Source organism: Pseudomonas sp. Sample_16 (assembly GCF_004307665.1).
In the GTDB taxonomy this organism is placed as follows: domain Bacteria; phylum Pseudomonadota; class Gammaproteobacteria; order Pseudomonadales; family Pseudomonadaceae; genus Aquipseudomonas.
In genome coordinates this window covers 1-26,494 of record NZ_RCOB01000189.1, presented here as the reverse complement: position 1 = coordinate 26,494, position 26,494 = coordinate 1, and the positions used below count along the sequence as shown (strand labels likewise).

General features: G+C 59.3%; 24 protein-coding genes. 15 read left to right on the top strand and 9 right to left on the bottom strand.

Annotated elements, in window-relative coordinates; genetic code table 11:
* The 3 genes from D8U69_RS25000 to D8U69_RS24990 all read left to right on the top strand — a co-directional run.
* Nucleotides 1-155: sigma factor-like helix-turn-helix DNA-binding protein (locus tag D8U69_RS25000; protein WP_277751170.1), on the top strand; the 155-nt coding region annotated here is incomplete at its 5' end.
* A gap of 40 nt (nt 156-195) precedes the next feature.
* The gene (locus D8U69_RS24995) at nt 196-1,179 is read left to right on the top strand and encodes a FecR family protein (protein ID WP_130904204.1); all 984 of its coding nucleotides are present in this window, start codon (nt 196-198) and stop codon (nt 1,177-1,179) included.
* Between the two features lie 98 nt (nt 1,180-1,277).
* Entirely contained in the window at nt 1,278-3,704 is a 2,427-nt protein-coding gene (locus D8U69_RS24990) for a TonB-dependent receptor (protein ID WP_056854830.1), read from the top strand.
* Between the two features lie 110 nt (nt 3,705-3,814).
* On the opposite strand, the gene D8U69_RS24985 is transcribed toward D8U69_RS24990, so the two are convergent.
* Together D8U69_RS24985 and D8U69_RS24980 are read right to left on the bottom strand one after the other, a co-directional pair.
* Complete coding sequence (locus tag D8U69_RS24985; protein WP_130908387.1) at nt 3,815-4,966, bottom strand: MFS transporter; 1,152 nt, start codon at nt 4,964-4,966, stop codon at nt 3,815-3,817.
* Between the two features lie 109 nt (nt 4,967-5,075).
* Nucleotides 5,076-6,662: a glucan 1,4-alpha-maltotetraohydrolase domain-containing protein gene (locus D8U69_RS24980; RefSeq protein ID WP_241668693.1), complete on the bottom strand. Its 1,587-nt coding sequence runs from the start codon at nt 6,660-6,662 to the stop codon at nt 5,076-5,078.
* A gap of 190 nt (nt 6,663-6,852) precedes the next feature.
* Between D8U69_RS24980 and D8U69_RS24975 the strand changes: the two genes are divergently transcribed.
* The 4 genes from D8U69_RS24975 (at nt 6,853) to D8U69_RS24960 (ending at nt 9,884) form a co-directional block, all read left to right on the top strand.
* The gene (locus tag D8U69_RS24975) at nt 6,853-7,845 is read left to right on the top strand and encodes a diaminopimelate epimerase (RefSeq protein ID WP_130908386.1); all 993 of its coding nucleotides are present in this window, start codon (nt 6,853-6,855) and stop codon (nt 7,843-7,845) included.
* A gap of 203 nt (nt 7,846-8,048) precedes the next feature.
* Nucleotides 8,049-8,537 carry a type VI secretion system tube protein Hcp gene (locus D8U69_RS24970; protein WP_130908385.1) on the top strand — a complete coding sequence of 163 codons (489 nt, stop codon included), beginning with the start codon at nt 8,049-8,051 and terminating at the stop codon, nt 8,535-8,537.
* 10 nt (nt 8,538-8,547) lie between these two features.
* Nucleotides 8,548-9,522, top strand: coding sequence for a hypothetical protein (locus D8U69_RS24965; protein WP_130908384.1), 975 nt, complete (start codon nt 8,548-8,550; stop codon nt 9,520-9,522).
* An 11-nt stretch (nt 9,523-9,533) separates the two neighbouring features.
* Nucleotides 9,534-9,884: a hypothetical protein gene (locus D8U69_RS24960; protein WP_130908383.1), complete on the top strand. Its 351-nt coding sequence runs from the start codon at nt 9,534-9,536 to the stop codon at nt 9,882-9,884.
* Nucleotides 9,885-9,980: 96 nt separating this feature from the next.
* Here the strand turns inward: D8U69_RS24960 and codA are convergent, their stop codons facing one another.
* From codA to D8U69_RS24940, 4 genes are all read right to left on the bottom strand, one after another.
* Nucleotides 9,981-11,225, bottom strand: a complete 1,245-nt coding sequence (gene codA, locus D8U69_RS24955; protein WP_056854823.1) for a cytosine deaminase — start codon at nt 11,223-11,225, stop codon at nt 9,981-9,983.
* A gap of 37 nt (nt 11,226-11,262) precedes the next feature.
* Entirely contained in the window at nt 11,263-12,108 is an 846-nt protein-coding gene (locus tag D8U69_RS24950) for an alpha/beta hydrolase (protein ID WP_056854822.1), read from the bottom strand.
* A 221-nt stretch (nt 12,109-12,329) separates the two neighbouring features.
* Complete coding sequence (queD, locus tag D8U69_RS24945; protein ID WP_056854821.1) at nt 12,330-12,686, bottom strand: 6-carboxytetrahydropterin synthase QueD; 357 nt, start codon at nt 12,684-12,686, stop codon at nt 12,330-12,332.
* A 75-nt stretch (nt 12,687-12,761) separates the two neighbouring features.
* Nucleotides 12,762-13,841, bottom strand: coding sequence for a hypothetical protein (locus D8U69_RS24940; RefSeq protein WP_056854820.1), 1,080 nt, complete (start codon nt 13,839-13,841; stop codon nt 12,762-12,764).
* Between the two features lie 223 nt (nt 13,842-14,064).
* Between D8U69_RS24940 and D8U69_RS24935 the strand changes: the two genes are divergently transcribed.
* From D8U69_RS24935 to D8U69_RS24920, 4 genes are read left to right on the top strand one after another with little or no spacing between them, the layout of a single operon-like run.
* Complete coding sequence (locus D8U69_RS24935) at nt 14,065-14,373, top strand: PepSY domain-containing protein (RefSeq protein ID WP_056854819.1); 309 nt, start codon at nt 14,065-14,067, stop codon at nt 14,371-14,373.
* Complete coding sequence (locus D8U69_RS24930) at nt 14,373-14,696, top strand: PepSY domain-containing protein (RefSeq protein ID WP_056854818.1); 324 nt, start codon at nt 14,373-14,375, stop codon at nt 14,694-14,696. Before D8U69_RS24935 ends, D8U69_RS24930 begins: the two co-directional genes overlap by 1 nt.
* A gap of 3 nt (nt 14,697-14,699) precedes the next feature.
* Nucleotides 14,700-15,368, top strand: coding sequence for a response regulator transcription factor (locus tag D8U69_RS24925; RefSeq protein ID WP_056854817.1), 669 nt, complete (start codon nt 14,700-14,702; stop codon nt 15,366-15,368).
* Nucleotides 15,365-16,681 (top strand): ATP-binding protein, encoded by a 1,317-nt coding sequence (locus D8U69_RS24920; RefSeq protein ID WP_130908382.1) that lies wholly within the window; start codon nt 15,365-15,367, stop codon nt 16,679-16,681. The genes D8U69_RS24925 and D8U69_RS24920 overlap by 4 nt, the downstream gene beginning before the upstream one ends.
* Before the next feature lie 106 nt (nt 16,682-16,787).
* Here D8U69_RS24920 and D8U69_RS24915 read toward each other — a convergent pair whose 3' ends face one another.
* Both D8U69_RS24915 and D8U69_RS24910 read right to left on the bottom strand, forming a co-directional pair.
* The gene (locus tag D8U69_RS24915; protein WP_056854815.1) at nt 16,788-18,464 is read right to left on the bottom strand and encodes an MFS transporter; all 1,677 of its coding nucleotides are present in this window, start codon (nt 18,462-18,464) and stop codon (nt 16,788-16,790) included.
* A gap of 291 nt (nt 18,465-18,755) precedes the next feature.
* Nucleotides 18,756-20,903, bottom strand: a complete 2,148-nt coding sequence (locus D8U69_RS24910; protein WP_130908381.1) for a methyl-accepting chemotaxis protein — start codon at nt 20,901-20,903, stop codon at nt 18,756-18,758.
* 224 nt (nt 20,904-21,127) lie between these two features.
* Between D8U69_RS24910 and D8U69_RS24905 the strand changes: the two genes are divergently transcribed.
* Complete coding sequence (locus D8U69_RS24905) at nt 21,128-22,444, top strand: Na+/H+ antiporter NhaC family protein (RefSeq protein WP_056854813.1); 1,317 nt, start codon at nt 21,128-21,130, stop codon at nt 22,442-22,444.
* A 140-nt stretch (nt 22,445-22,584) separates the two neighbouring features.
* On the top strand, nt 22,585-24,267 hold the full coding sequence (locus D8U69_RS24900) for a methyl-accepting chemotaxis protein (protein WP_130904214.1): 1,683 nt from the start codon (nt 22,585-22,587) through the stop codon (nt 24,265-24,267).
* A gap of 136 nt (nt 24,268-24,403) precedes the next feature.
* On the opposite strand, the gene D8U69_RS24895 is transcribed toward D8U69_RS24900, so the two are convergent.
* Nucleotides 24,404-25,339, bottom strand: coding sequence for a LysR family transcriptional regulator (locus tag D8U69_RS24895; RefSeq protein ID WP_130908380.1), 936 nt, complete (start codon nt 25,337-25,339; stop codon nt 24,404-24,406).
* Between the two features lie 112 nt (nt 25,340-25,451).
* On the opposite strand from D8U69_RS24895, the gene D8U69_RS24890 reads away from it, so the two are divergent.
* Complete coding sequence (locus D8U69_RS24890; RefSeq protein ID WP_056854810.1) at nt 25,452-25,943, top strand: DMT family transporter; 492 nt, start codon at nt 25,452-25,454, stop codon at nt 25,941-25,943.
* Nucleotides 25,943-26,404 carry a DMT family transporter gene (locus tag D8U69_RS24885; protein ID WP_130908379.1) on the top strand — a complete coding sequence of 154 codons (462 nt, stop codon included), beginning with the start codon at nt 25,943-25,945 and terminating at the stop codon, nt 26,402-26,404. Before D8U69_RS24890 ends, D8U69_RS24885 begins: the two co-directional genes overlap by 1 nt.
* The last annotated feature ends 90 nt before the right edge of the window (nt 26,405-26,494 follow it).

Sequence of the window (26,494 nt, the reverse complement as noted above, 5' to 3'; positions counted from 1 at the left end):
TCAACTGCCGCAAGGTGTTTGTCTGGCAGAAGATCGAAGGCCTGACCCAGGCTGAAATCGCCGAACGCCTGGGGCTGTCCAAGAACATGGTGGAAAAGTATATGATCCGCACGCTGCGGCATCTGCGCGACCGCCTGGACGGACTGCAATCATGAGCGGTGGCCATTTTTCATCCCCAGCCAAACAGGAACTTCCATGATGGATACTCGTGCTTGTGCGTGCGGGCAAACAGCGGTCCGCGATGAAGCGGCGCGGTGGTTTGTGCTTTTGCAGGAACCTGCGGTCGATGCCCAAACGCATCGCCAGTTCGAAACCTGGCTGGACCAACACCCGCAACATCGAACCGAATTCGAATGGCTCCAGGGGCTGTGGAAAGCTGCCGACCTGGTGCCTGCGGCGCGTCTGCAAGCGCTGTGTCAGGAAGCGCCAACGCGCAACAAACGCCGCCCGGTGCTGCGTTATGCGGTTGCCGCCAGCGTGTTGGCGGTAGCGCTCGGGCTGGGTTTGTTCAGTGGCCTGAATCATCCGGCGCCTTACACGGCTGAGTTCTCCACAGCACTGAACGAGCGCCGTCATGTGGCGCTGCCGGATGGCTCGGTGGTCGACCTGGACAGCCGAAGTCGCATTCAGGTGCGATTTGAAAAAGACCGACGCACCGTTGAACTGAGTGAAGGCGAGGCGATGTTCAGCGTCCAGCATGACACCCGCAGACCCTTCATCGTCGAGGCCGGCAGCGGCAAAGTCACGGTCACCGGCACCCGTTTCGATGTGCGCCGTGGCGCCAGCGAAACCCGGGTCGTGGTGGAGCAGGGCACCGTCAAGGTTCAGGGGCACGACGCTGCCGACAACGATTTCATCAACCTTACGGCTGGCCTGGGCACCCACGTCGATGCGCACGGCAAAGTCGCGGCGGCCTATGCGGTCAACTCGGCCGAACTGACCGCCTGGCGCAACGGCAAACTGGTCTTCAACAACGCCAGGCTGGCCGATGTCGCCGAGCAAGTCTCGCGCTATCGCGAGACGCCGCTCAAGGTCGGCAGCCGCGCAGTCGGCGATCTGCGTCTGACCAGCGTGTTCAAGTCCGACAACACCGATGCGCTGCTCAAGGCCTTGCCGAGCATACTTCCGGTGGCCGTGCGTACCCTCGCTGACGGCAGTCAGGAAATAATTTCAAAATAAAATTCAGGTTTTTTTCGAGTTCATCGTCTTCCTGTTCAACTGCAACTGGTTTGCATTAACAAGCGCACACTCTTGCGATTCACAGGACGCCGTTTGACGTGAAAAAATCCGCCGCTAAAAACAACAATCTCCCTTGGTTGCCCTTGGCGCTCGCACTGGCGATCAACGTTGCGATGCCCCAGGCCTTCGCGGCCGACGCCATTAAAATCAGGGCGCAGCCACTGGGTCAGGCCTTGAGTGAGCTGGGCCAGCAAACGTCGTTGCAGGTTTTTTTCAGCCCTGAACTGGTGGCCGGCAAACAGGCTCCGGCGGTGGAGGGCAATATTTCCCCGGAAGAGGCGCTGCGTCAGCTGTTGCAGGGCAGCGGCCTGCAATACCAGATCGATGAAGGCTCGGTCACCTTGTTACCGGCGCCAACGGCGGCTGCAAAAGGGCCACTGGAATTGGGCGTGACCGACATCAAAGTGGTCGGCGACTGGCTCGATGATGCCGACGCCGCCGTGGTGCAGAATCACCCGGGCGCGCGGACCGTGATCCGCCGCGAAGCGATGGTCGAGCAAGGTGCGATGAACGTCGGCGACGTTCTGAAACGTGTGCCGGGTGTGCAAGTGCAGGACGCCAACGGTACCGGTGGCAGCGACATTTCCCTGAACGTTGGTGTTCGCGGCCTGACGTCGCGCCTGTCGCCGCGCTCCACCGTGCTGATCGACGGCGTGCCTGCGGCGTTCGCGCCTTACGGCCAACCGCAGCTGTCCATGGCACCGATTTCCTCCGGCAACCTCGACAGCATCGACGTGGTGCGCGGGGCCGGCTCCGTGCGCTACGGACCACAGAACGTGGGCGGTGTGATCAATTTCGTGACCCGTGCGATTCCGGAACAAGCCTCTGCGGAAATCGGCACGACCCTGGAAACTTCCCAGCACGGTGGCTGGAAGCACATCGACACGTTGTTTGCCGGCGGCACGGCGGACAACGGCATGGGCGTGGCGCTGTTGTACTCCGGCGTGAACGGCGACGGTTACCGTGAACGCAACAACGACAACGATATCGATGACGTGATCCTCAAGACTCACTGGGCGCCTACGGATTACGACGATTTCAGCCTCAATTTCCATTACTACGATGCCAGCGCCGACATGCCCGGCGGCCTGACCCAGGCGCAGTACGACGCTGACCCGTTCCAGTCCGACCGGAACAACGACAGCTTCAGTGGCCGTCGCAAGGACGTGTCGTTCAAATGGGTCCGCCAACTCGACGACCGCACTCAGGCCGAAGTGCTGACGTATTACACCGACAGTTTCCGCGGCAGTAACATCGCCGCCCGCGATCAAAGAACCATCGGCTCGTTCCCGCGCACCTACTACACCTTTGGCATCGAACCGCGTGTATCCCATGTGTTCGATGTCGGCCCGACCACCCAGGAAGTCAGTGTCGGTTATCGCTACCTGAAAGAAGCCATGCACGAAGAGGCCAGCCGCCTGGGGCTCAACAGCAGCAACGAGCCGGTGGTACGTCCAGGTTCGGACGGGCATGTCTATCAGGACCGAACCGGTGGTACCGAAGCCAACTCGGTGTATATCGACAACAAGATCGATGTCGGCCAATGGACCGTCACTCCCGGTATTCGCTTTGAACATATCAGTACCGACTGGCACGATCGTCCGGTACTCGACACGGCCGGCCGGCCCGTACCGGAAAAGAAACGCAGCATCGAAAGCAACGAACCGCTGCCAGCGCTGAGCGTGATGTATCACATCTCCGATGCCTGGAAACTGTTCGCCAACTATGAAACTTCGTTCGGCAGCCTGCAGTATTTCCAGCTCGGTCAGGGGGGTACAGGCGACAGCACCGCCAATGGTCTGGAGCCGGAAAAAGCCAAGACCTATGAAATCGGCACGCGCTACAACGATGACGTGTGGGGCGGCGAAGTGACGCTGTTCTACATCGACTTCGATAAAGAGTTGCAGTACATCAGCAACGATGCGGGCTGGACCAACCTGGGCGCAACGACCCACCAGGGGATCGAAGCATCGGTGCATTACGACATGGCGGCACTGGACCCGCGTCTGGCCGGTCTGACAGCGAATGCCGGCTACACCTACACCCGTGCCGTCTATGAAGGCGATATCCCGGATTTCGAGGGGCGTGACCTGCCGTTCTATTCGCGTCAGGTGGCCACCGCCGGGCTGCGTTACGACATTGATCGCTGGACCTACAATATCGACGCCTTTGCCCAGTCCAAACAGCGCTCACCGGGTGTTGCGGTGAACGCCGACGGCAGCTTCAGCAACAACTACATCACCGAGGGCACGGCCGATGGTCAGTACGGTGACATTCCGGGCTACGTCACCTGGAACGTCCGTGGCGGTTATGACTTTGGTCCGCAGGTGTCGAACCTGAAGCTGGGCGCGGGGGTGAAAAACATCTTCGACAAGCAGTACTTCACTCGCTCCAGCGACAATAACTCGGGCATGTACGTTGGCGCGCCGCGTACGTTTTTCGTGCAGGCCAGTGTTGGCTTCTGATAGACCGGGAAGCCTTTATCGCTGGCAAGCCAGCTCCCACAGAGTTCGCGGCGAACACGACTTAGGTGTACGACTACGATTCTGTGGGAGCTGGCTTGCCAGCGATGCCTTCAGACTTTCAATACCTTCCCGCCAATCGCCACCGCCACCAGCAACAACGCCATCAATCCAAAGGCAAAGCTCAAGCTGGCGGCATGGGCGACAAAGCCGATCACCGCAGGTCCGGCAAGAATGCCGGCATAGCCCAGGGTGGTAATGGCCGGTACGGCGATGCTTTCCGGCATGACGGTCTGCTTGCCGACGGCGGTGTACAGCACCGGGACAATGTTCGAGCATCCTGCACCGAGCAACGCATAACCGGCCAACGCCGCTTCCCAGCTCGGGGCGAATGTCGCCAGAAACAGCCCGGCCGCCGCAGTCAGCCCTCCGAACACGATCACCCGTGTCGCGCCCAGCCGCCGCACGATTTTGTCACCGGTCAAGCGTCCAACCGTCATGGTCAGGGCAAACGCCGCATACCCCAGCCCCGCATAGGCCGTATCGATCCCGCGCTCCTGCGCCAGGAACACTGCACTCCAGTCCAGTGCCGCGCCTTCGGCGAGGAAGACGATGAAGCACATGCCGCCGATGAACAGCACGATGCCATGGGGAACAGCAAACGCCGGCCCTGAACTGTCGCTGCCATAGGGCAACATGTGTGGCACGGCCTTCAGCAGGGCGACCAACAGCAAAGCGACCACCACCAGCATCGCACCGAGTGGCGACAACCCCAGGCCGAGCAGGGCACTGACGCCTGCCGCGCCGACGATCCCGCCCAGGCTGAACAAACCGTGAAACCCCGACATCATGTTTTTGCCGCTGGCGCGCTCGACGATGACCGCTTGCAGGTTCACCGTCGAATCCACCGTGCCGAGGCCGGCACCGAACATGAACAGCGCGCCGATCAAGGCCGGAATCGACGACACCGTGGCCAAAAGCGGCAGCGCTGCACAGATCAATAGCGTCCCGCCGGTCGCCACTTTGCGGCAACCGAAGCGCGTGGCCAGGATGCCAGCCATCGGCATTGCCAGAATCGAACCCACCCCCAGGCACAGCAGCAACAAACCCAACGTGCCTTCGTCCAACCCGGCCCGCGCCTTGGCATACGGCACCAGCGGTGCCCACGCGGCGATGCCGAACCCGGCGATGAAAAAAGCGACGCGCGTGGACATTTGTTCCATGCGCCCGGGAACGAAGAGCGATGGGGTATTGATGGCGGTCATGAAAAGTCCTTGGTAACGCAGGTGACTGACTGTGTGCAGACCGCCATCCTTGCACATCAGTTCACCTGTCGCGACCCTGAAGGCTGCTCACAACCGCTGGCCCAGCAGGCTAAAACGTTCCTCGGGTTACGCTGACTTCGCCACTGGTGAAGCTGACGTTCGGACCCGGTTGCCAACGCACGGAGTCAGGCGAATTGCTGTTGCGCATGATGCATTTCCATTCGATGACCTGATGCGCCGGCAACTCGATGACTCGCGTCCAGCGGTTCTCTTGGGGGTTGTGCGTCAAGGCGATGGCATGGCGCGGGTCCCATGCACCCAGTTCAAGAGATGAGCCCACGGCATAAACGGTTTGGTCGACGGAGGTAGGGGCGTAGTCGCAATTGAAATGAACGCCTATGGGCGGTTGCTCAGAAGGCGTACTCCAGATGCGGATTTTATCGCCGTCCGCTGCCAGCGCTGGTTGGCCCAGGTTTTGTGGCAGGTTCGTGAAATCCGAATCCAGCGCGATAACCAGGCTTTTCAGAGTGCCTGTCGTGGTGGCCACCATTCCGGAATACTGCGGATGAAAACGGATCTCGGAGTCAGCCTTGATGCCAGCCTCCTTACGTAGCCTGATCAGCTGGCGAATCAAGTCGCCACGTTGCCAGTCGTACATGTCCGGCCAGTACACCGCGGGTGTACCAGGGCTGCTGAGGATATAGGCATAGGCTTGATTACGCCGCTCTTCTGGCAACGGCCAGTGATGTTGTCCTTGATTCGGACCCGGTGAGTAGCCAGTGTCATGGTTGTCGACAAAGGTTACGGCAATCTTGCGCCATGCGGGATCCGGGTTGCCATTGAGCCCGTCTCGCCATTGGGCGAGCGAACCGTTTTGCATGCGTTCCTTGAGGGCAAAGTCGAAGACCGTACAGTGCGAGCGGTCTGCCCAGTCCTTGAGTGCATCTTGCCAACTGGTCTTATGACGCCAGTCACCTTCAGGGTACTCACCTGGGCCTTTCCACATTTCACCGATGCAAAACTGTTGGTCGCCAAAGGCCCTCATCCACCGATCAACCGTTTCCGGTCCATAGCCGCGGACGAAGTCGAAGCGCAGGCCTTTGGCACCGTAATGGTCGCGCAGGTTGATGAGTTCCTTTTCGAAAGCGGTGAAAACCTCTGTGTTGGCGGTATTCAGATCGGCCGCGCCGTCCATGAAAGCATCGCCTTCGTCACATTGCGCACAGTCGTGACGCCACTCATTTCGCCCTCTGGGAAACAGTGAATAAACGTCTTTATCGTTCATGTGATTGGGCACGATGTCGTACACCACTTTCACGCCGGCCTGACTTAACGCCCCGGCAGCCTGCTGAAGTTGTGCATCGCTTCCGTAGCGGCTGCCCTTATCGAAACTGTGCCAGAAATAGCCTTCACCTCCACCTTCGGCCGAGAGGGTTTTCCACTGGGAAACATCGCTCCAGGGAGGTGGCATCCACACGGCGGTGAAGCCATCGCTACCAATCCCACCCGCCATGCGTGTCAGTACCGCGTACCACTTTTCCGTCGGGTTGCGGCTGGAGTTCCAGTGAAACCCTTGCAACAGGATTTCCTCGCCACCGCCATTGCGCACCGGCTCATCGGCGATTGTCACACCGCTTGAAATCAGGGTTATCAGAATAAAAGGCAGGGATATCCATTTCATGGTGTCACCGGGCAATAAGGGCCAGGATTCAACTTTGCGCTGGTGCGGATAGGTTGTCTGCTGTCATTAATGACAGGTGACGACAACAGTTCGCGATAAACCCCGGGCGCGTAGTAACCGCAATTCGACGGGGCAATCGATTGCTGTCGTCTTCCGTGAGGCCCTAAAGTACAGACTCTTTTTTGGCTGAACTCAGGACTGGTACATGACTCGGCTCTACGATGCACGAGGCAATATCTACATGGTTGCGGCGCCCGAGGCGCTGCGGCAAATGGGCATCGCTGTGCCCGATCAAGCCGGCCACGCCGCGCAAACCCGCCAATTGTGGGCGTCGGCAGCCGTCGAAGCATGCTGTTCCTGGGCACCGGGTGAGCAACCGACCGGCAGCAAGGCTCATCGCAGCGATGGCTTGCTGGTTGGCCCGTTCCAGTCGTCGCCACCGTTCGATCTGTTGATTGTCAACACCGACGGCACCCTCGCCGAACGCAGTGGAAACGGCCTGACGATTTTCTCCCAGGCCCTGAGTGACCAAGGTTTATTGCCCCGGAACGAGGCGTGTGTGCTCAAGGTTCATCACGACAAGGCCGATGTGATTTCACCGGGAGAAACCTCGGTGAAAGCGGCGCAGGTCGAAGGGGTGCAGGGTTTCTGGCTGGATCTGGGGCAACCGACTTTCGACCCGCAAGCAGTCAGTGCTCAAGGCGTTGAGAGTGTAACGTTCAACGGCCGGGAACTGAGCCATGTACAGCCGCTGGCAGCATTGAACGGCGCATGGGCACGCAGTCAGTTTGTACGGGTCGGCAATCCGCATTGTGTGACGCTGGTGGACCACGTGGATGCGCTGCCGAGCAACGAGCAAATGCGTGAACCCGCATTGGGCGAAGGGCTCACGCGAATCGCTTTCGCCATGCCCACCGGGGCAGGACAACCGTGCCCGGCGGGGATCAATCTGCAATGGGCGGCCCATGATGCCGCGCAGCGAGTGATCGCGCGGGTATTCGAACGCGGCGAAGGGCCGACGGCGTCCTCCGGCACCAGCGCCACGGCGGTGGCGTGCGCGGCCTGGCGGGTGGGCTGGGTGAGTGCCGGGGAAGTGAAGGTGACGATGCCCGGTGGTACTGCGCCGATTTTGCTGGAGGAAGAGCGGGGGAAGTTGAGTCGGGTTAGTCTGTTTGGTACGGCCCGGTTGGTTAGTTGAATCTTATGTCGCCGTTATCGAATCGCCGCCCACAGTAACCCCGGCATATGTGGACAGGTCCTACAGAAATTTGGCAGAGCGGCATAGGAAAGCTCTTTTTCGCAGTACTCAGGGGGTGTTAGTCAAACCATTGTTTAAAGAGAAAGTTGTAGCTTTGCTCATGAAGGAATTGATGAACAATTCCACTGCCAAGGAACGGTGGCATGGCATTTGACGCTTTTTTGAAAATCAGTGGAATCCCGGGTGAAGCGCTTGATGAGCAACACAGTGACTGGATCGAAATTACCGGCTACCGCTTCGGCACCCACCAAGGAACGTCGGCTACGGCCAGTTCTGCGGGGGGAGCTTCTTCGGGGCGTACGACCGTTTCCGATTTTACGTTTACCAAAGCCCTGGATAAATCCAGTTGCAAGCTCCTTGAAGCCAGTTGCGCAGGTGACCACCTGAAAGATGTTGTGTTGAGGTTACACCGCGCGGGAGGTGAGAAACTCAAGTATTTCGAGATTCAACTGGAAGAGGTGATCATTTCCAGTTATTCGCAAATAGCAAATGACGGGGTACCTACCGAAAGTATCAGTCTAGATTACGGGCGCATAAAAACGATTTACACCCAGCAAAAGCGTATGGACGGCGCAGGTGGCGGAAACGTGGCCGGTGGGTGGGATCGTATTGCAAACAAAAAGTGCTCGTGAGGTTTAGCTGATGTCAAAGGCCTACATTTTTATCAATGAGCATGTGCAGCCCTATTCGTATTTAAAGTCAAAGTTGAATCTTGGGCAAAAATCCAGTATCAAGTTTGATGTGTTGAATTCTCACATTATCAATACAGTGGTGTTGCCCGGGGAAATAGTCATTGTAGGCGATGAATCACTATCGTCTTGTACGGCCGAAGAAGCGTTTTATATGCGCAAAGCGTTGGAAGTCCATTTGGCGATTATGACCAATGGAATGCAGAGCGATGGTTTCATAGTTGAAAATCACGAACTTTTGACAAGAATGCTTGGTTATTCATCCATAGGGATTGGCGCGGTGGGTGGTGCCTGGAGCAAACACCTTGATGGCATCAAGACAACCCTGGAAAAAATCGAAAGCGCTCATGGTGATTTATTGAGACAGGGTGGCGCTGAGAGTCGAGATGCCTTTTATACAAAGCGTAAGGCTCTATTTGAGAAGCTTGATCATCAGTTGAGAAGCTTTGCCCGATTTGGCTCCGGTTTGCGTAACCAAGGCTCGATCAAGGACATGCTGGGCATTTCCACCAAAAGTTACCTGCATACGGGGACCATAGCCGGCTATGCCGAAACCATTAATGGCGTGGCGAAAGCATCCAGCCTCATGAAAAAAGGGACCTATCTGGGGGTCGGCCTGAGTGTAACTGCAACAGGTGCCTCAATTTATGAGGCATGCACGACTGGGCGTGAAGAGCAATGCAGGAAAGCTAAGTATCTAGAAGGAGGGAAGTTGTCGGGCAGCCTGTATGGTGGATCTTTCGGCGGGTTTGTTGGAGGTTACGTAACTTCAATCGGATGCGCTGTTGCCTTCGGGGTCGCTACCGGCGGGGCCGGTGCACTAGCTTGTATGGTGGTAGGGAGTGGAGTAGGCGGTTGGGCAGGAGGAGAAATCGGTGGAAATATAGGTGGGATGGGCGGTGACATAATTTATGAGTATCTTCAATAATGAGGATTGTATTGGGTTTTACTGCAGTATTTTTAATATTCTTGATGTTTTTGGTGTTGGTGTGGATATTTATATTCACCATTCGATATACGGAAATAATAGAAAGCTACTTGGATAAAAGTAAATATGTTGCAAGCAATCGTGAAGTGTTTTCTGGTTTTGGCTTGATTGGAAAGGTTCATAGGTGTGGATCAATTGCAATAATGTTTTTGATCCCTCGGCTATGCGAAAAACGGGGTCTTATAGAGAAGGATGAGTTGTTGAACTTGCCGCTAGATCTTAAGCGAAAGTTGATAGCGCCTTGGATTGCAGGTGGAGTGGTGTTTTTTTCGATGGTTGTCCTTAGGTTTTTGTTGGTTTGATTTTTTACATTAGGTTATCGCTAGTTTACGCCACGGTGTATAGCCGGTGACAAATCGACTAGCGATAACCAGGGTGTAATTGATTAAACCGGAAGATCAATCCACCCCACTGAACTCCACCACCGGCATCGTCCGCTTCATCAACACCTTGCCCCCGCGCACTGAATACAACGGCAATCCCTGGCTGCGAATCACTTCGTAATCGCTTTCGGCAGAAAGAATCAGCAGGTTCGCTGGCCGGCCCGGTTCCAGTCCGTAGCGGTCTCCCAGGGCCAGGGCCTTGGCGCTGTTGTCGGTGACCAGGTCCAGGGCGCTTTGCAGGTTGCGGTAACCGAGCATGTGACAGATGTGCAGGCCCGCTTCGAGTACCCGCAAGATGTTGCCGTTGCCCAGCGGATACCACGGGTCGACGATCGAGTCCTGGCCGAAACACACGTTCATGCCGGCTTCGAGCAACTCGTTGACCCGGGTCACGCCCCGGCGTTTCGGAAAGTTATCGAAGCGGCCCTGCAGGTGGATGCTTTCGGTGGGGCATGAAACGAAGCTGATGCCCGAATGCCCGAGCAGACGAAACAGTTTGGCGCAGTAGGCGTTGTCGTAGGAGCCCATGGCCGTGGTGTGGCTGGCGGTGACCCGCGAACCCATGTCGCGGCTGCGGGCCTCTTCGGCGAGCACTTCGAGAAAGCGAGAGTGCGGGTCGTCGGTTTCATCGCAATGCACGTCCACCAGACACCCGGTGCGCTCGGCCAGGTCCATCAGGAACTTCACCGAACTGACACCCTGCTCGCGGGTGTACTCGAAATGCGGAATGCCGCCGACCACGTCGGCACCCATGTGGATCGCTTCCTCCATCAAGTCCCGGCCGTTGCGATAGGACTCGATGCCTTCCTGCGGGAATGCGACGATTTGCATGTCCACCAGGTGCCGGCTTTCCTCGCGCACTTCGAGCATCGCCTTCAGGGCGGTCAACTGCGGGTCAGTGACATCGACATGCGTGCGCACGTGCTGGATGCCGTGGGCCGCCAGGTTCTGGATGGTTTTCCTGGCCCGGGTCTTGGTGTCTTCTTGGGTGATGGTGGCTTTGCGCTCGCCCCAGCACTCGATGCCTTCAAACAGCGTACCGCTCATGTTCCAGCGCGGCTCGCCCGCAGTCAGGGTTGCGTCGAGATGAATGTGCGGCTCGACGAAGGGTGGTATGACCAGGTTGCCGCCGGCATCCAGATCGTCTGGCCCCAGGGTAGGTGCTTCGGTCTGGCGGGCGATGTTGCTGATCAGGCCGTTTTCCAGGTGCAACTCATGCAGGCCTTCCTGGTTGCGCAACCTGGCATTGATGATGTGCATCAGGAGAGTCCTTTTAGAGGTTCGGTTGTCAATGTCCTTACGTTAGCTCGGTGATGGCAATCCCCGCCAGTGGCAAAAATCGCATCAACGCCGCGACAACGGCCTCAGGAGCATCTTCCTGCACCAGATGACCGGCGTTGGGAACCGCGTGAAACTGTGCGCCCGGGATCATCTGTTGCAAGGCTCGCCCGCGTTCGATGGGAATCCACTGATCGTCCTCGCCCCACAGGATCTGCACCGGGCAGCGCATCGTCGGGTAGAAGCCTTCGACTTCGCGGGTGAAGCGTTCGTCCATCTGAGCGATCTGCCGGTAAAAGGCCGCTTGCCCGGGGTCGCCCAGCCAGGGTTGCACGTACGGTGCGAGTTCGTCGTCCGGAATGTCGCGTTTGATTGCCCCGCGGATATAGGCCGGCACGATGGCTTGCTGAATGTAGTCGGGCAATCCGCTGAACGCCGCTTCATGCTGTCGCACATGTTGCACGAACGGCGAGCCCCAGGGCGTCAGCGCGACCGGGTCGATCAGCGTCAGGCTGCGGTAATCCTTGCCGTTGAGCAGGTGCGCACGCAGGGTGGTCGCGCCGCCAAAGTCATGGGCCACCACATCGGGGTTATCCAGGCCCCAGTGTTCCAACAGTTGCGCCAGTAATTCGTTCTGCACGCCCAATGAAACGTCACCCTCAACTTTCTCGGATAGCCCGTAGCCCAGCAGGTCGAAGTAGTGAATGCGGTGCGTGGTGATGAAATGCGGCGCAATCCGGTGCCATACATAAGAAGAGAAGGGTGTGCCGTGCACGAACACCAGCGGCGGGCCATCGCCGCGAACGGCATAGCGAACGGAGTGCCCTTTGAAGCGGTAGGTTTGAGCCAGTGGCCATTCAGTCATGGACGTGTCCTCTTGGCAGGTGCGAGCCAAAAAGCATAGGCATAAAAAAACAGCCGTTGAAGGCTGTTTTTTGTATCACTGACGAAACGCATACCCAATGTAGGAGCGAGCCTGCTCGCGAAAGACGTTAACGATAACGTGGTGTATCTGGAAAACCGCGGTGTCTAGACGTCCATCGCGAGCAGGCTCGCTCCTACAGGGTTGTGCATCCATTGGCAGGTTTACTCGCCGCGATAGATGCAACCGCTGGTACACGTCTCGTGGATGCGGATCGCACTGAGTTCCGGCAGCAGAGGTTTCATTTCGGCCCAGATGAACTTGGCCAACACTTCACTGGTCGGGTTTTCCAGGCCGGGAATGTCGTTCAGATAGTTGTGGTCCAGACGCTCGTACAGCGGCTTGAAGATCGCCTTGATCTCGGAGAAATCGCGGATCCAGCCGGTGTGCGGATCGAGGTCGCCGCTCAGATGAATCGCCACTTTGAACGAGTGACCATGCAGGCGGCCGCACTTGTGGCCGTCCGGGACGTGGGGCAGGCGGTGGGCGGATTCGAAAGTAAACTCTTTGAAAATTTCCACAGTGTTTTCAGCTCTGTTCAGATGGCGTTCGCCGCAGCGATTCGGGCAGGCGGCGAGTTTAACAGCTTGTCCTGACTAAAGGGTCAGCAAGCGCTCGCCAAGGCGACCGTTGGCGGCCAGTTCGAGAAACTCATCGCCCAGGCGCCGACTTTCATCCATCGCCGCACGCCAGTATTTCTGTCGGCTCGGGGCGTCGCCCATGAAACGTTTGAAGTCGTTGCGGTCCGGCAGTTTGCCGTAGGGCAAACGCGCCAGGTACTCCTTCGACGGCGCCACCAGCAAGACATTTTGCAGGCGTGCCGGGCAGGCGCGGCGCCAGGGCAGCGTCTTGTCGAACCAGCCGGGAATCACCCGGTCGGTGAAATGCGGATAGAGCACGATGTCATCGCCGCTGTAGGGCAGGTCGAGGTGATAGTCGAGCAAGCCGCCGTCGCGGAACGTCCCGGCGCCGGCACCCGGCAGATCGCGCACGCCTTCCATCACCATCGGGATCGATCCGGAGGCTAGCAAGGCCTGGCGCAGATTCCCGGCATCCAGGGCGACGAAACGTGACGGGAAGTCATTCAGCGCATTGACCGGCGGCGCCAGGCGCGGATCGTGGATGATCAACCGTTCGAAGTGCCGCGACAGCCGCGCGCGGCCGCGCAGGTTATCGGCAATCACCGACGACAGGCCAAGGCCCAGACGCCCGCGATGGTCATCCGCGAGCAGGCCGTGGCTTTTGACCACCATGACGTTCAGGCGGTAATGGGGGTTGGCGAGCAGGGCGGCATCGTGACCGTCGAGCAAGTCATCGAGCATGCGCCGCGAGCTCTGGCTGATTTGCGCCATGGTCACACCCTTGGCGAAATCCTGCTCGGTGTAGAGGTGGCCAAGTCGGCGGATGCCTTCGGCCGCGTCCGGCAGGCAGGCACTGGCGAAGCGCCAGGAACCCACCGATGCGCCGATCAGCGAGCGCTCCCGGGGCGCCGTCGGCAACCATTGGCCGAATAACGCCAGGTCCAGCCCCTGAATCCCCAATGCCTTGGGGCCACCGGCTGCGCCCGGCAACGTGCCGACATCGGCAGCCTGCAACCCGTTTTCACGGATGCGCGCCAAGGCACGCGGCCCGGCCTTGAGCGTCAGGGAGGGAAACTTGATGTGGATGGCGGTCATACCGGCCTCTGTGTCTGGCAACAGTTAATTATGTAACAGCTTGCGCCAAACTCGTAGGAGCAAAGCTTGCTCGCGATGGCGATCTCCCGGGCGCCATCGCCGGCAAGCCGTGCTCCTACAGGTTTTGTGTTGCTGTGGCCAATGATGGCAATTCAGTTTCAATTAAGTTCTTATCGCTAACGTGGCCCCCGTAGGCAACACCTAAAAGAATACGGAGACACCCATGAAAACCCTGACTGCCCTGTTCACCGCGTCCATCATCAGCCTGACCGCCAGTATCGCCCACGCGCGCGATCTGGGGCCGGATGAAGCCTTGAGGCTGCGCGACGCTGGTACCATTGTGTCTTTCGAGAAACTCAATGCCACCGCGTTGACCAGGCACCCGGGTTCCACTATCACCGAAACCGAGCTGGAAGAAGAGTACGGCAAGTACATCTACCAGATTGAACTGCGCGACTCGCAGGGTATCGATTGGGATCTGGAATTAGACGCTGTCAGCGGGCAGGTTCTCAAGGATCATCAGGATTCGTAATGACGCTGCTTTCCTTTACAACACGGCGCGCCGGCAGTCGACTGGCGCTGGTGCTGCTGGCTTTCTGTTCGGTGGCCATGGCTCGTGACCTCGATCAGGACGAAGCCCTGCGCCTGCGCCAACAGGGGGTGATCCTGCCGCTCGAGCAATTGTTGCAACAGGCGCTGGACCGCTATCCCGAGGCCAAACTGTTGGAGGCTGAGCTCGAAGAGAAGCACGACATCTATATTTACGAAGTCGAGTTGCTCACTACTGAAGGCGTGGTGCGCGAGCTTGACCTTGACGCCGCCACCGGCCGATTACTGAAAGACAAGGAAGACTGACCGATGCGTTTGCTCCTGGTGGAAGACCACGTGCCCCTGGCCGACGAATTGATGGCCGGCCTCAATCGCCAAGGGTACGCCGTGGACTGGCTGGCCGATGGTCGCGACGCGCTGCATCAGGGCAGTACCGAGCCCTATGACCTGATCATCCTCGACCTCGGTTTGCCAGGCGTCCCGGGGTTGGACGTGCTGGCTCAATGGCGTGCCGCAGGTCTGGCTACGCCAGTGCTGATCCTCACCGCACGCGGTTCCTGGGCTGAACGCATCGAAGGCCTGAAGGCCGGTGCCGACGATTACCTGACCAAACCGTTCCATCCCGAAGAGCTGCATTTACGCATTCAGGCGTTGTTGCGTCGCTCCCACGGCCAGGCCAATCAACCGACGCTCAAGGCTGCCGGGTTGCATCTGGACGAGGGCCGTCAGTGTGTGACACGCGATGGCGCCGAGGTCCAGCTCACCGCAGCTGAGTTCCGCTTGCTGCGTTATTTCATGCTGCACCCCGAGCAAATCCTTTCCAAAAGCCACCTCGCCGAACACCTCTACGACGGTGAAACCGAGCGCGATTCCAACGTGCTGGAAGTTCACGTCAATCACCTGCGGCGCAAGCTCGGCAAGAGTGTGATCGAAACCCGTCGCGGCCAGGGTTACCTGTTCGGCGGGCAAGCCAGGTGAGGTCGATCCAGCGGCGCTTGAGCCTTGGCCTGATCAGCGTCATGGTGATTGTCGGCCTGATACTGGCGCAAACCAGTCTGTGGTTGTTTGAAATGGGCTTGCAGCGCTACCTCGAGGCGGGATTGCGCAACGACAGCGAGAGCCTGCTGGTGGCGCTGGTGCGTGGCCCGCAGGGCTTGCAACTGGATGAGCGGCGCTTGTCTCCAGCCTATCAACGGCCGTTTTCCGGTCATTATTTCCGTATCGATTTTGCCGACAGTCATTGGCGCTCCCGTTCATTGTGGGATCAGGAGCTGCCGCGCCTCGATCATCCCGGCCTGCACAGCAACCTGCAACTGGGGCCGGAAGGGCAGCAATTGCTGGTGTTGCGTTCCGACTATCGGCGCCTCGGCCAGTCGATTTCCATCAGTGTGGCGCAGGATTACACGCCGGTGCGCGAGAGCTTCCAGCGGATGCAGCAGGTCGGGCTCGGACTGGGGCTGGCGGGGTTGCTGCTGATCCTGCTGTTGCAACGGGTCACTGTGCGTCGCGCCTTGCGCCCGCTGGAAAAGGCCCGCGAACAGATCGCGCAACTGCAACAGGGCCAGCGCTCGCAACTTGATGAGCAGGTACCGGTGGAATTGGAGCCGCTGGTGGCGCAGATCAACCACCTGCTGGCTCACACTGAAGACAGCCTCAAGCGCTCGCGCAATGCCTTGGGCAATCTGGGTCACGCCTTGAAAACCCCATTGGCCGTGCTGTTGAGTCTTGCCTCGAGCGAACAGCTCGACGCGCATCCGCAACTGCGCAAGGTGCTCAAGGAACAACTGGAACAGGTGCAACAGCGGCTCAATCGTGAACTCAATCGCGCTCGCTTGGCCGGCGATGCACTGCCGGGCGCACTGTTTGACTGCGACGCCGAACTGCCGGGGTTGTTGGCGACATTGAACATGATTCACGGCGACCATCTGAACCTGAGCTATCGCACCCCGGCCGGGCTGCAACTGCCATGGGATCGCGAGGATCTGCTGGAACTGCTCGGCAACCTGTTGGACAACGCCTGCAAATGGGCCGATGCCGAAGTCCGATTGAGTGTGGTCGAGGCTGCAGAAAGTTTTCAGCTGATTGTCGAAGACGACGGGCCGGGCATTCCCGAAGACCGGCGCGATCAGGTGTTCAGCCGCGGCGCACGGCTGGATGAACAGGCCGATGGGCATGGCCTGGGCCTGGGCATTGTGCGCGATATCGTCGACACCTGGGGCGGGGGCATGCACTTGCAGGTGAGCGAGTGGGGCGGGTTGAAAGTGTTGATCGAACTACCAAAACGCACCTGAAAACCCACCAACATCCCCCGTAGGAGCAAAGCTTGCTCGCGATGGCGATCTCCCGTCCGCCATCTCCGGCAAGCCGTGCTCCCACAGGGGTTGTGTTGTGCCGGTTTCAGGTGTGATGAATCTCCCGATCCTTGGTTTCCGGCATGAAGAAAATCCCCAGAATCGCCGTCATCACTGCGATCACGATCGGATACCACAGGCCGTAATAGATATCCCCAGTGGCTGCCACCATAGCGAAGGCCACCGTCGGCAGGAACCCGCCAAACCAGCCGTTGCCGATGTGGTACGGCAGCGACATCGAGGTATAGCGGATACGTGCCGGGAACAGTTCAACCAGCCACGCGGCGATCGGGCCGTACACCATGGTCACGTAGATGACGAGAATGGTCAGGAGCAACAACACCATCGGATAGTTGGTCTTGGCCGGGTCAGCCTTTTCGGGGTAGCCGGCCTCCTTCAGAGCGGTAGCGAGCGAGGCGGTGAAGGCATCGTTCTTCGCCTTGAAGTCGGCGGCCGGCATGCCGGTGCCCTCGAAACTCTGGATCACCTTCTCACCGATCCGCACCTGCGCCACAGTGCCCGGCTCGGCCTTCTCGTTTTTATAGGGGATCGCCCGTCTGGCCAGCACGGTCTTGGCCAAGTCACAGGAGCTGGTGAATTTGGCCTTGCCCACCGGGTCGAACTGGAACGAACACTGGTCAGGATCGGCGACCACCGTGACCGGGTTTTTCTCCTGGGCGACGAACACATCGGGATTGCCGTACTGGGTCAGCGCATTGAAAATCGGGAAATACGTCAGCGCCGCGAGGATGCAGCCGGCCATTATGATTCCTTTGCGGCCGATCCGATCGGACAGGCTGCCGAAAATCACGAAGAACGGCGTGCCGATCAGCAACGAGCCGGCGATCAGCAGGTTGGCGGTCTGCGGTTCGATTTTCAATGTTTGCAACAGGAAGAACAACGCGTAGAACTGCCCGGTGTACCAGACCACGGCTTGCCCGGCAGTGCCGCCGAGCAGGGCCATGATGACGATCTTGAGGTTGTCCCAGCGGGCGAAAGATTCGGTCAGCGGCGCCTTGGAGGATTTGCCCTCAGCCTTCATTTTCAGGAACACCGGTGACTCGTTGAGTTGCAGGCGGATGTACACCGAGATGATCAACAGCAGGATCGACAGCAGGAACGGGATCCGCCAGCCCCAGGCTTCGAAGGCTTCAGTGCCCAGCGCTGTGCGACAGGCCAGGATCACCAGCAATGACAGAAACAGACCGAGGGTCGCGGTGGTCTGGATCCATGAGGTGAAGTAACCGCGTTTGCCTTTTGGCGCGTGTTCGGCCACGTAAGTCGCCGCACCGCCGTATTCGCCACCCAGGGCCAGGCCCTGCAGCAAGCGCAGGGTGATGAGGATAATCGGCGCCGCCACCCCGATGGTCGCGTACCCCGGTAAAAAGCCCACCACCGCCGTGGACACACCCATGATCACAATGGTGATGAGGAAGGTGTGTTTGCGTCCGATCATGTCACCCAGCCGGCCAAAAACAATTGCGCCGAATGGCCGCACGGCAAAGCCTGCGGCGAACGCGAGCAAAGCGAAGATGAAGGACGTGGTCTCGTTGACGCCGGCAAAGAAGTGCTTGGCGATGATCGCGGCGAGGGAGCCATACAGGTAAAAGTCGTACCACTCGAACACGGTGCCCAAGGACGAGGCAAAGATGACTTTACGTTCCTCCTTGGTAATCCCGCGGTTGGGCGCACTGCCCGTGGTTGTATTGTCGATTGCCGCCATGAGTTTTCTCCGTTGTTCTTGTTTTAGGCCGGAGCACCTCTCATTTGTTGCCGTACCCGGGCCCTGGGACACAGACTGACGGCCTCGCATCGCTGCAAGGTTTCATGAAGCATAATCGGCTTCCGGAAGATATCCACTCGCCATCATTGAAGATGGAAAGTGAATGGCAAGGATGTACACGAAAACCTGTGGGAGCGAGCTTGCTCGCGATAGCGGTGTACTGGACACATTGATACTGAATGTGTCGCCGCCATCGCCAGCAAGCCGGCTCCTACAGGGGATCAGTGGTAATTAGACGCGGAACTGATCCATCAACCCCTGCTGATGATTGGCCAGGCAATTGAGCGACTGGCTCACCCGTGCTGATTCGTTGGCTTGTCCCGACAACGATTCGGTCACATCGCGAATGGTCGCGACATTGTTATTGATCTCCTCGGCAACCGCGCTTTGCTCTTCGGCTGCACTGGCGATTTGCAGGTTCATGTCGCTGATCACGGTCACCGCATCGCCGATCTGCCGCAGTGCCGTAACGGCCTGTCCAACCTGCTCGACACTGCCCTGGGCCTGGCGATGGCTGTTGCCCATCGAGCCCACCACATCCTGGGTGCCGCTTTGCAATTGCTCGATCACCACACGGGTTTCCTCGACGGACTCCTGGGTGCGTCGCGCCAGGTTGCGCACTTCATCGGCCACCACGGCAAACCCACGCCCGGCTTCACCGGCACGGGCGGCTTCGATGGCGGCGTTGAGTGCCAGCAGGTTGGTCTGTTCAGCAATGGCGCGGATCACTTCGAGTACCGACCCGATTTTTTCGCTATTGGCAGCCAGGCCTTCAACCTGGACCATCGCCGCGCTCATGTCGGCGGCGAGGTTGTCGATGCTGGTGGTGGTGCGGTCGATCACGGTCAGGCCTTGGCGAGTCGCCTGGTCGGCATCCCGCGCCGCTTGTGCGGCCTGGGCGGCGCTGCGGGCGACATCCTGGGCAGTGGCGCTCATTTCGTGGGACGCGGTGGCGACCTGATCCACCTGACGATATTGCTGTTCCATGCCGGCGCTGGTCTGGGTGGCGATGGCGGACGATTGGTCAGCGGTGTTGCGGGCATCCTGCACCGAGCGTTTCACTTCGGCGATAATCGGTTGCAGCTTGTCGAGGAAGCGGTTGAACCAGCCCGCCAATTGCCCCAGCTCATCCTGTTTGTCGTAGGCCAGGCGTCGAGTCAGGTCGCCTTCGCCGCTGGCGATGTCTTCGAGCATGTACGCCACGCCGAGGATCGGTTTGGTCACACTGCGGGCCATCAGCCACACCAGCACCAGCCCGATCAATGCGGCGAGGACACCCAGCCCCAACTCGGTCAGTGTGCCGGCCGTGTTGCTTTCATCCAGCTGCTTTTTCAAGGCTTCGGCGGGACCGATCAGCACTTTTTCAGGGACGTCGAGCAACACACCCCAGGATTTTCCATCGGGAATCGGTTGGAAGGGCGATATGACTTTGAGCTGCTGATGGCTGTGCAGGCTGCCGGTCTGGCTGCTGCCGGCGAGCATGCGCATCAGTTCGGCACCGCTGGTCTGGTCCACGGTTTCCAGGCGCTGGCTGAGTTTGCCGGCGTCCGGGCTGTGACCGGCGAGCAGGCCGGCCGGGCTGACAATACTGACGCTGGTCTGGCCGTCGTAGAGCTTTTTGCTGGCGCCCTGACTGATCGTTTGCAAGCTGTTGAGGTTGATATCCACCGATAGCGAAGCGATGACCTTGCCGTTGACCATCAGCGGGAACACGATGCTGGTCATCAGCACTTTCTGGCCGTCGATCACATAAAAGTAGGGTTCGATCACGCAGGGCTTGAGGCGGGTGCGCGGGCAGGTGAACCAGGCATTGGCCGGTTCGCCGCTGGGGCCGCTGCTGGTGTCGGCCATGTCGCTTTCCGGCAGCGCCATGGACGTTACCTTGCCCGGCGTCGGCTGTGACCAGTACAGGGCAAAACGGCCCTTGTCGTTACTGCCCAGTTCGGCTTGTCCGCTGAACAGATCGTCCTTGCCATCCAGGCCATTGGGCTCAAACACCAGGGACAAGCCGAGCAGTTCGGGGTTGGCTTGCAGGGCCGATTTGACCTGTCGTGTCAGGTCTTCGCGTAGGTCGAAGGCATCGAGGAAACGCTTCTCGGCCTGGTCTCGCAAAAACAGCACCTGACGGGAAAATCCATGCCCGTATTGATAGGCGTCCATGAACTGCTGGCGAATGACCAGTGCCTGGTTTTCACCCTGGGACTCGATCCGTGCCTGCGCCGCTTCAGTCAGCATTTCCATGCTCGAGGCTTTCACCAACTCGGAGCTGTGCTCCATGCGGTACAGCGAAAGACCTACCAGCAGGGTCACGATGCCCGCCAGGCACAGCCCGGCCAGCAGGGTGATTTTCCATTGAATGGAAAGTTGTCTGAGCGACATGGAGACGTCCTTATTCGATAAATATCTGAGACTTTGCACTGTAACGGCTGTGATTTGGCTTTCTTTATCTCGCCCCGGTGAATAAATGACCTCGAGCGCGGCTTTGACACCGGGCCGTGTCTGCGGCAAAGTGCGCGCCCTTCTAATAAGACCCATTCTTTAACCCGCTGGTGGCTCATGCAGGCGCCCGGCTGGACTCTTTTCGCTTGTCTGGAGTAGTGACAATGAATGCAGTAATTGCCGCGGTCGGCGTCATGCTGATACTCAGCCTGTCCCGCGTGCATGTGGTGATCGCGCTGATCGTAGGTGCGCTGGTGGGTGGCTTGACCGGTGGCCTGGGGATCGAGGCGACGCTCAAAGCCTTCAACAGCGGCCTCGGCGGCGGGGCGACCGTGGCGTTGTCCTACGCCTTGCTCGGTGCTTTCGCGGTGGCCATTGCCAAGTCCGGCATGGCCCATGCCCTGGCCGACAAGGCCTTGGCGATGGTCGATCGCCAGCACGCCTCGGGCGGTGGCCAGGTCAAGTGGTTGTTGATCGGGTTGCTCTGGGTCGTGGCCATTGCCTCGCAGAACATCTTGCCGATACATATCGCCTTCATTCCCTTGCTGGTGCCGCCGCTTTTATACGTGCTGACCAAGTTGCAACTCGATCGCCGGTTGATCGCCTGTGTCATTACCTTCGGCCTCATCACCCCGTACATGTTTCTGCCCGTGGGCTTCGGCAACATCTTCCTCAATGAGATCCTGCTGGCCAACGTCGCCCGCAGCGGCGTGGACATCAGCGGCATCAACGTCACCCACGCCATGGGGATTCCGGCGCTGGGCATGCTGGTGGGCTTGCTGATTGCGTTCGTCAGTTACCGCAAGAAGCGTGTCTACGATCTGCAAAAGATCGAGCAAGTCGAACAGGTTGCGGTGCAATACAACCCGTTGAGCCTGATGGTCGCGGGTGCGGCGATTGCGGCGGCCTTCATTATTCAGCTGTTGCTGGACTCGATGATCATCGGTGCGCTGGCCGGATTCCTGATTTTCTCGGTATCGGGCATCGTCAAATGGCGCGACACCGATGACCTGTTCACCGAAGGCATGAAGATGATGGCGATGATCGGCTTCATCATGATCGCCGCTTCCGGGTTTGGCGAAGTGATCAAGGCCACCGGGCAAGTGCAGACACTCGTCGAAACGTCGGCAGCGTGGATCGGCCACAGCAAAGCCATCGGCGCCTTGCTGATGCTGCTGGTGGGATTGCTGGTGACCATGGGCATTGGTTCGTCGTTTTCCACCGTGCCGATCCTGGCGGTGATTTTCGTGCCGTTGTGCGTGCAACTTGGCTTCAGTCCGATCGCCATCGTGTGCATCGTCGGTACGGCCGGTGCCCTCGGTGATGCCGGTTCGCCCGCATCGGACTCGACCCTCGGCCCGACTTCCGGCCTGAACATCGACGGCCAGCACCATCACATCTGGGACACCGTGGTCCCAACCTTCCTGCACTACAACCTGCCGTTGCTGGCGTTTGGCTGGGTGGCCGCGATGGTCCTCTGATTTCACTCATGTAGAAGCCAGGTTTGCCGGCGAAGGCGTCTTTGACATTGCTTTCGCCGGCAAGCCCGGCTCCTACAGTTTTGCCTTGGCGTGCCGTTATAGCCTTTAACCACGCCAACAAAATCAAAAGAGTGAACGTCATGCGCATGAGCCTGAAGGCCAAAGTCCTGTCCCTCGCCGTCCTCCCGGTATTGCTCTTCGCGCTGGTCATCAGCCTGACCACGTTGTTCATCCTGCAAGGCCAGGCCCGCCAAGAGGTCGAGGTCACCCGCGAGCGCCTGCTCAGCGATGCCAAGGCCACCCTGCAAAGTTACGTTGCCGTGGCAATGACCACGATCAAGCCGCTGTACGACGCTGCCGCGCAAGGCGATGACGCAGCGCGGGCGCAGGCGATCAAGTTGCTGTCGAACATCACCTACGGCAAGGACGGCTACTTCTTCGGCTATGACTCCAACACCGTGCGCCTGTTCAAGGCCAAAGATCCGGAAGGCGTAGGCAAAAGCTTCAAGGACAACCGCGACCCCAACGGGGTCTACGTCAATCGTGATCTGGTGAAAGTCGCCCAGGACGGGACGCACTATCTGCAATACAGCTCGCCGTTGCCGGGCAACAATAAGGTGCTGGTGCCCAAGCTCGGTTACACCGAATACCTGCCGAAATGGGACATGGCGGTGGGTACGTCGGTCAACCTCGACGGTATCGAGGCGCAAGTCGCCGTGGTCGAGGCCAAGGTTCAGGAGCGTATGCAAGGCGTGGTGCTGAGTATCGTCGGTGTGGCCGTGGTGGTGCTGTTGCTGATCGCGGCAGCCGGCATGCTGCTGGCCAACACCATTCTGCGGCCATTGAACCTGATGAAAGCCAACCTCGACGACATCGCCGCGGGTGAGGGGGACCTGACCCGTCGCCTGACCATCACCAGCCAGGATGAGCTGGGTCAACTGGCGGGTTCGTTCAACCGCTTCGTCGACAAGATCCATGGCCTGGTGCGCCAGATCACCGAGATGACCTCACAGTTGACCGGGCTGGTGACTCAGGTTTCCGAACAGGCCAACCGTTCCGACCAGGCCATGGAGCGCCAGCGTCACGAGACCGACCAGGTGGCCACGGCGATCAACGAAATGTCCGCCGCTGCCCAGGAAGTGGCCAAGAGTGCGCAAAACGCCGCGGTTGCTGCCCAGCAGACTGATGAAGAAGGACAAGCTGCCAAGCGAGTGGTGGCCGGCAGCATCGTCAAGATTCATGCGTTGGTGGACGACATTCGCAGCAGCGGCGTGTCCCTGGACAGCCTGCAAAAAGACGTGTCGTCGATTGTCAGCGTGCTTGGGGTGATTCGTTCGATCGCCGAGCAGACCAACCTGCTGGCACTCAACGCCGCCATCGAAGCGGCCCGCGCCGGCGAGGCCGGGCGCGGTTTTGCGGTGGTGGCCGACGAGGTACGGGCGCTGGCCAGTCGTACGCAGATCAGCACCCAGGAAATCCAGGGCATGATCGACCGCTTGCAGGCCGGCACCCAATCGGCGGTAGAAGCCATGCGTCGTTCCAGCGAAGCCGGTGACGGCACGTCCGCGCAGGCCAATGAGGCGGGTGCTTCGCTCGATACCATGGCGCAGTTGATCGCCACCATCAATTCGATGAACGCACAGATCGCCAGCGCCGCCGAGGAGCAGACCGCCGTGGCGGAAGAGATCAACCGCAGCGTGCACCAGATCGCGGTGGCGGTGGACAACGTTGCCGATGAAACCCAACTCGGCGCGCAGACTTCGCGCAGTTTGGCCGACCTGGGACAGCGGTTGGGCGGTCTGGTCGGGCAGTTCCGGATCTGATCAGCGATGCTTTTTGTGGCGAGCGAGCTTGCTCGCGCTTGAGTGCGCAGCGTTCACCGCTTTTTTTAAGGCTGCTACGCAGCCAAGCGGGAGCAAGCTCCCTCGCCACAGAAGCGCAACTTTTCCGTCTGAGGGGTCATGACCTGTCCCAATACGGCACTTCGCCAAAGCATTGGACGAAGTAGTCGATCACCGTCCTGACCTTCACCGACAGGCGTCGGCTGCCGGGCCAGAGTATCGCGATCTGCTGCGGCTCCAGGCTGTTGGATACCTGATAGTTGCCCAGCACCGGCACCAGCGTGCCGCTGCGCACCGCCTCGCCAATCAACCATGACGGAAACATCACCAGGCCCAAACCCTGTTCAGCGGCTTGCGTCAGGGTGTCGGCGTGGTTGCCGGTAATTGACCCTTTCACCGAATACGGTACCCACGGCTGTGTACCCTTGCGGAAAAACCAGCGTTGCAGGCCAGCCACGCCTTTGTAGGCCAGGCACTGGTGGTTGGCGAGTTCGTCGGGATGCTCGGGCCTGCCGTGGCGTTCCAGGTAAGCCGGGCTCGCCGCGACCTGAAAGCGCTGCGGCGCCAGCACCCGCGCCTGCATGCTCGAGTCGTGCAGCGAACCGATGCGAAACAGCAGGTCTGCGCCTTCCTGCAACGGTGCGACATAGCTGTCGGTTTGCTGGATATCCAGTTGCAGCTTCGGATAACGCGCGCACAGTTGACCCAGCCAGGGTGACAGGTGCCGCTGACCGAAGACCACCGGCGCATTGATGCGCACCAGTCCGCTCGGTTCGGCTTGTTGTTCCTGCAACGCCTGTTCGGCTTCCTCCAATTGCACCAGCACCCGCCGCGCGTGATCGCCCAGCACTCGGCCAGCTTCGGTAGGCATGACGGCGCGGGTGTGGCGGTAGAGCAATTGCTGGCCGAGGGCCTGTTCGATCAATTGGATCTGGCGGGAAATCGAAGACGGCGCCACGCCTTCGCGGCGGGCGACTTCGGAAAAACTGCCGTGGTCGAGCACCGCGACAAACAGCCGAAGCGCCTTGAAACCCAATTCGTTGAGTCCTTGCATGGTAGATCCTGCTGTGCGAGACGCGCAAAAGTGTTGTCCGAATGCTCCCATTTATCGCACAGCTATGCCAATCGATAATGCACGCCATCATTCCTTTACACAGGTGTTTTCTATGCATGCTTCTGTTGATGATGTGGGGGGAGTACCGGCGCCGGTCGCCAACTCCGGGTTGCGTTTATTACTGCTGCCACTGGTGATACTGGCCGGTATGGGCCTTTCCGTGGAGGCCGGTCTGCTTGGCCCTTTGGGTGTCCAGGTCGGTCATTTGTGGGCGACCCTGAGCATTTTCGGGGTGGGCTCGGCGATTCTGTTTTTCCTGCTGTTGCTCAGTGGCCCGCAAAAGGGGCCGGCCCTGAGCGAACTGCCGCGCTGGCAATTGGTTGGTGGCTTTCTTGGGCCGATCTATGTGGTGGTGTTGACCCTGGCAACCCCGCATATCGGTATTGCGATGACCATGATCGCGATCCTGTCCGGGCAGGTTGGCAAGAGCGTCTTGATCGACCATTTCGGCTGGTTCGGCGCCACGCGAAAAAAAGTTAACGGTGAACGTTGGCTGGCCTTGCTGCTGATTGTTGCGGCACTCGTTCTGATTGCCCGGGGGTAATGATGAGTCTGATTATTTTGTTGGCGGTGGTGGTGGCCGCCGGTGCGGTGTTGAGTGTGCAGGCGGCGATCAATGGGCGTCTGGGCGAAACGGTCGGCGTATTGCGCAGCAGCTTGCTGACCTTTGTAGTTGGCACGGTACTGACCGGGTTGCTGATTGTGTTTTTTGAACCGGTTCATGCGGTGAGTTTGCTGCAGGTGCCGAAATGGCAACTCAGCGGGGCGCTGTTTGGGGTTGTCTACATGATGGTCATGGTGGGCGCGGTGCCGCGGGTGGGGACGGCGGTGGCGACGGTGGCGGTGATTCTCGGGCAATTGGCGATGGGGATGTTGATCGACAATTTTGGCTGGTTGGGGAATCCGGCGATTGAGTTGTCGGGGAGTCGGGTTTTGGCGATGGTGCTGTTGGGGTTGGCGTTGGTTTTCATGTATCGCAGTAGTGGGCGGCGCGGGGCTGCTTGACCTTGGCGGCCTCTGGGCCGACCAGGCGGTGGGTTGAACGTGTACATATCCGTTGCTGCGGTAACGGCGGCTTAGGGTTTCGCCCTTACG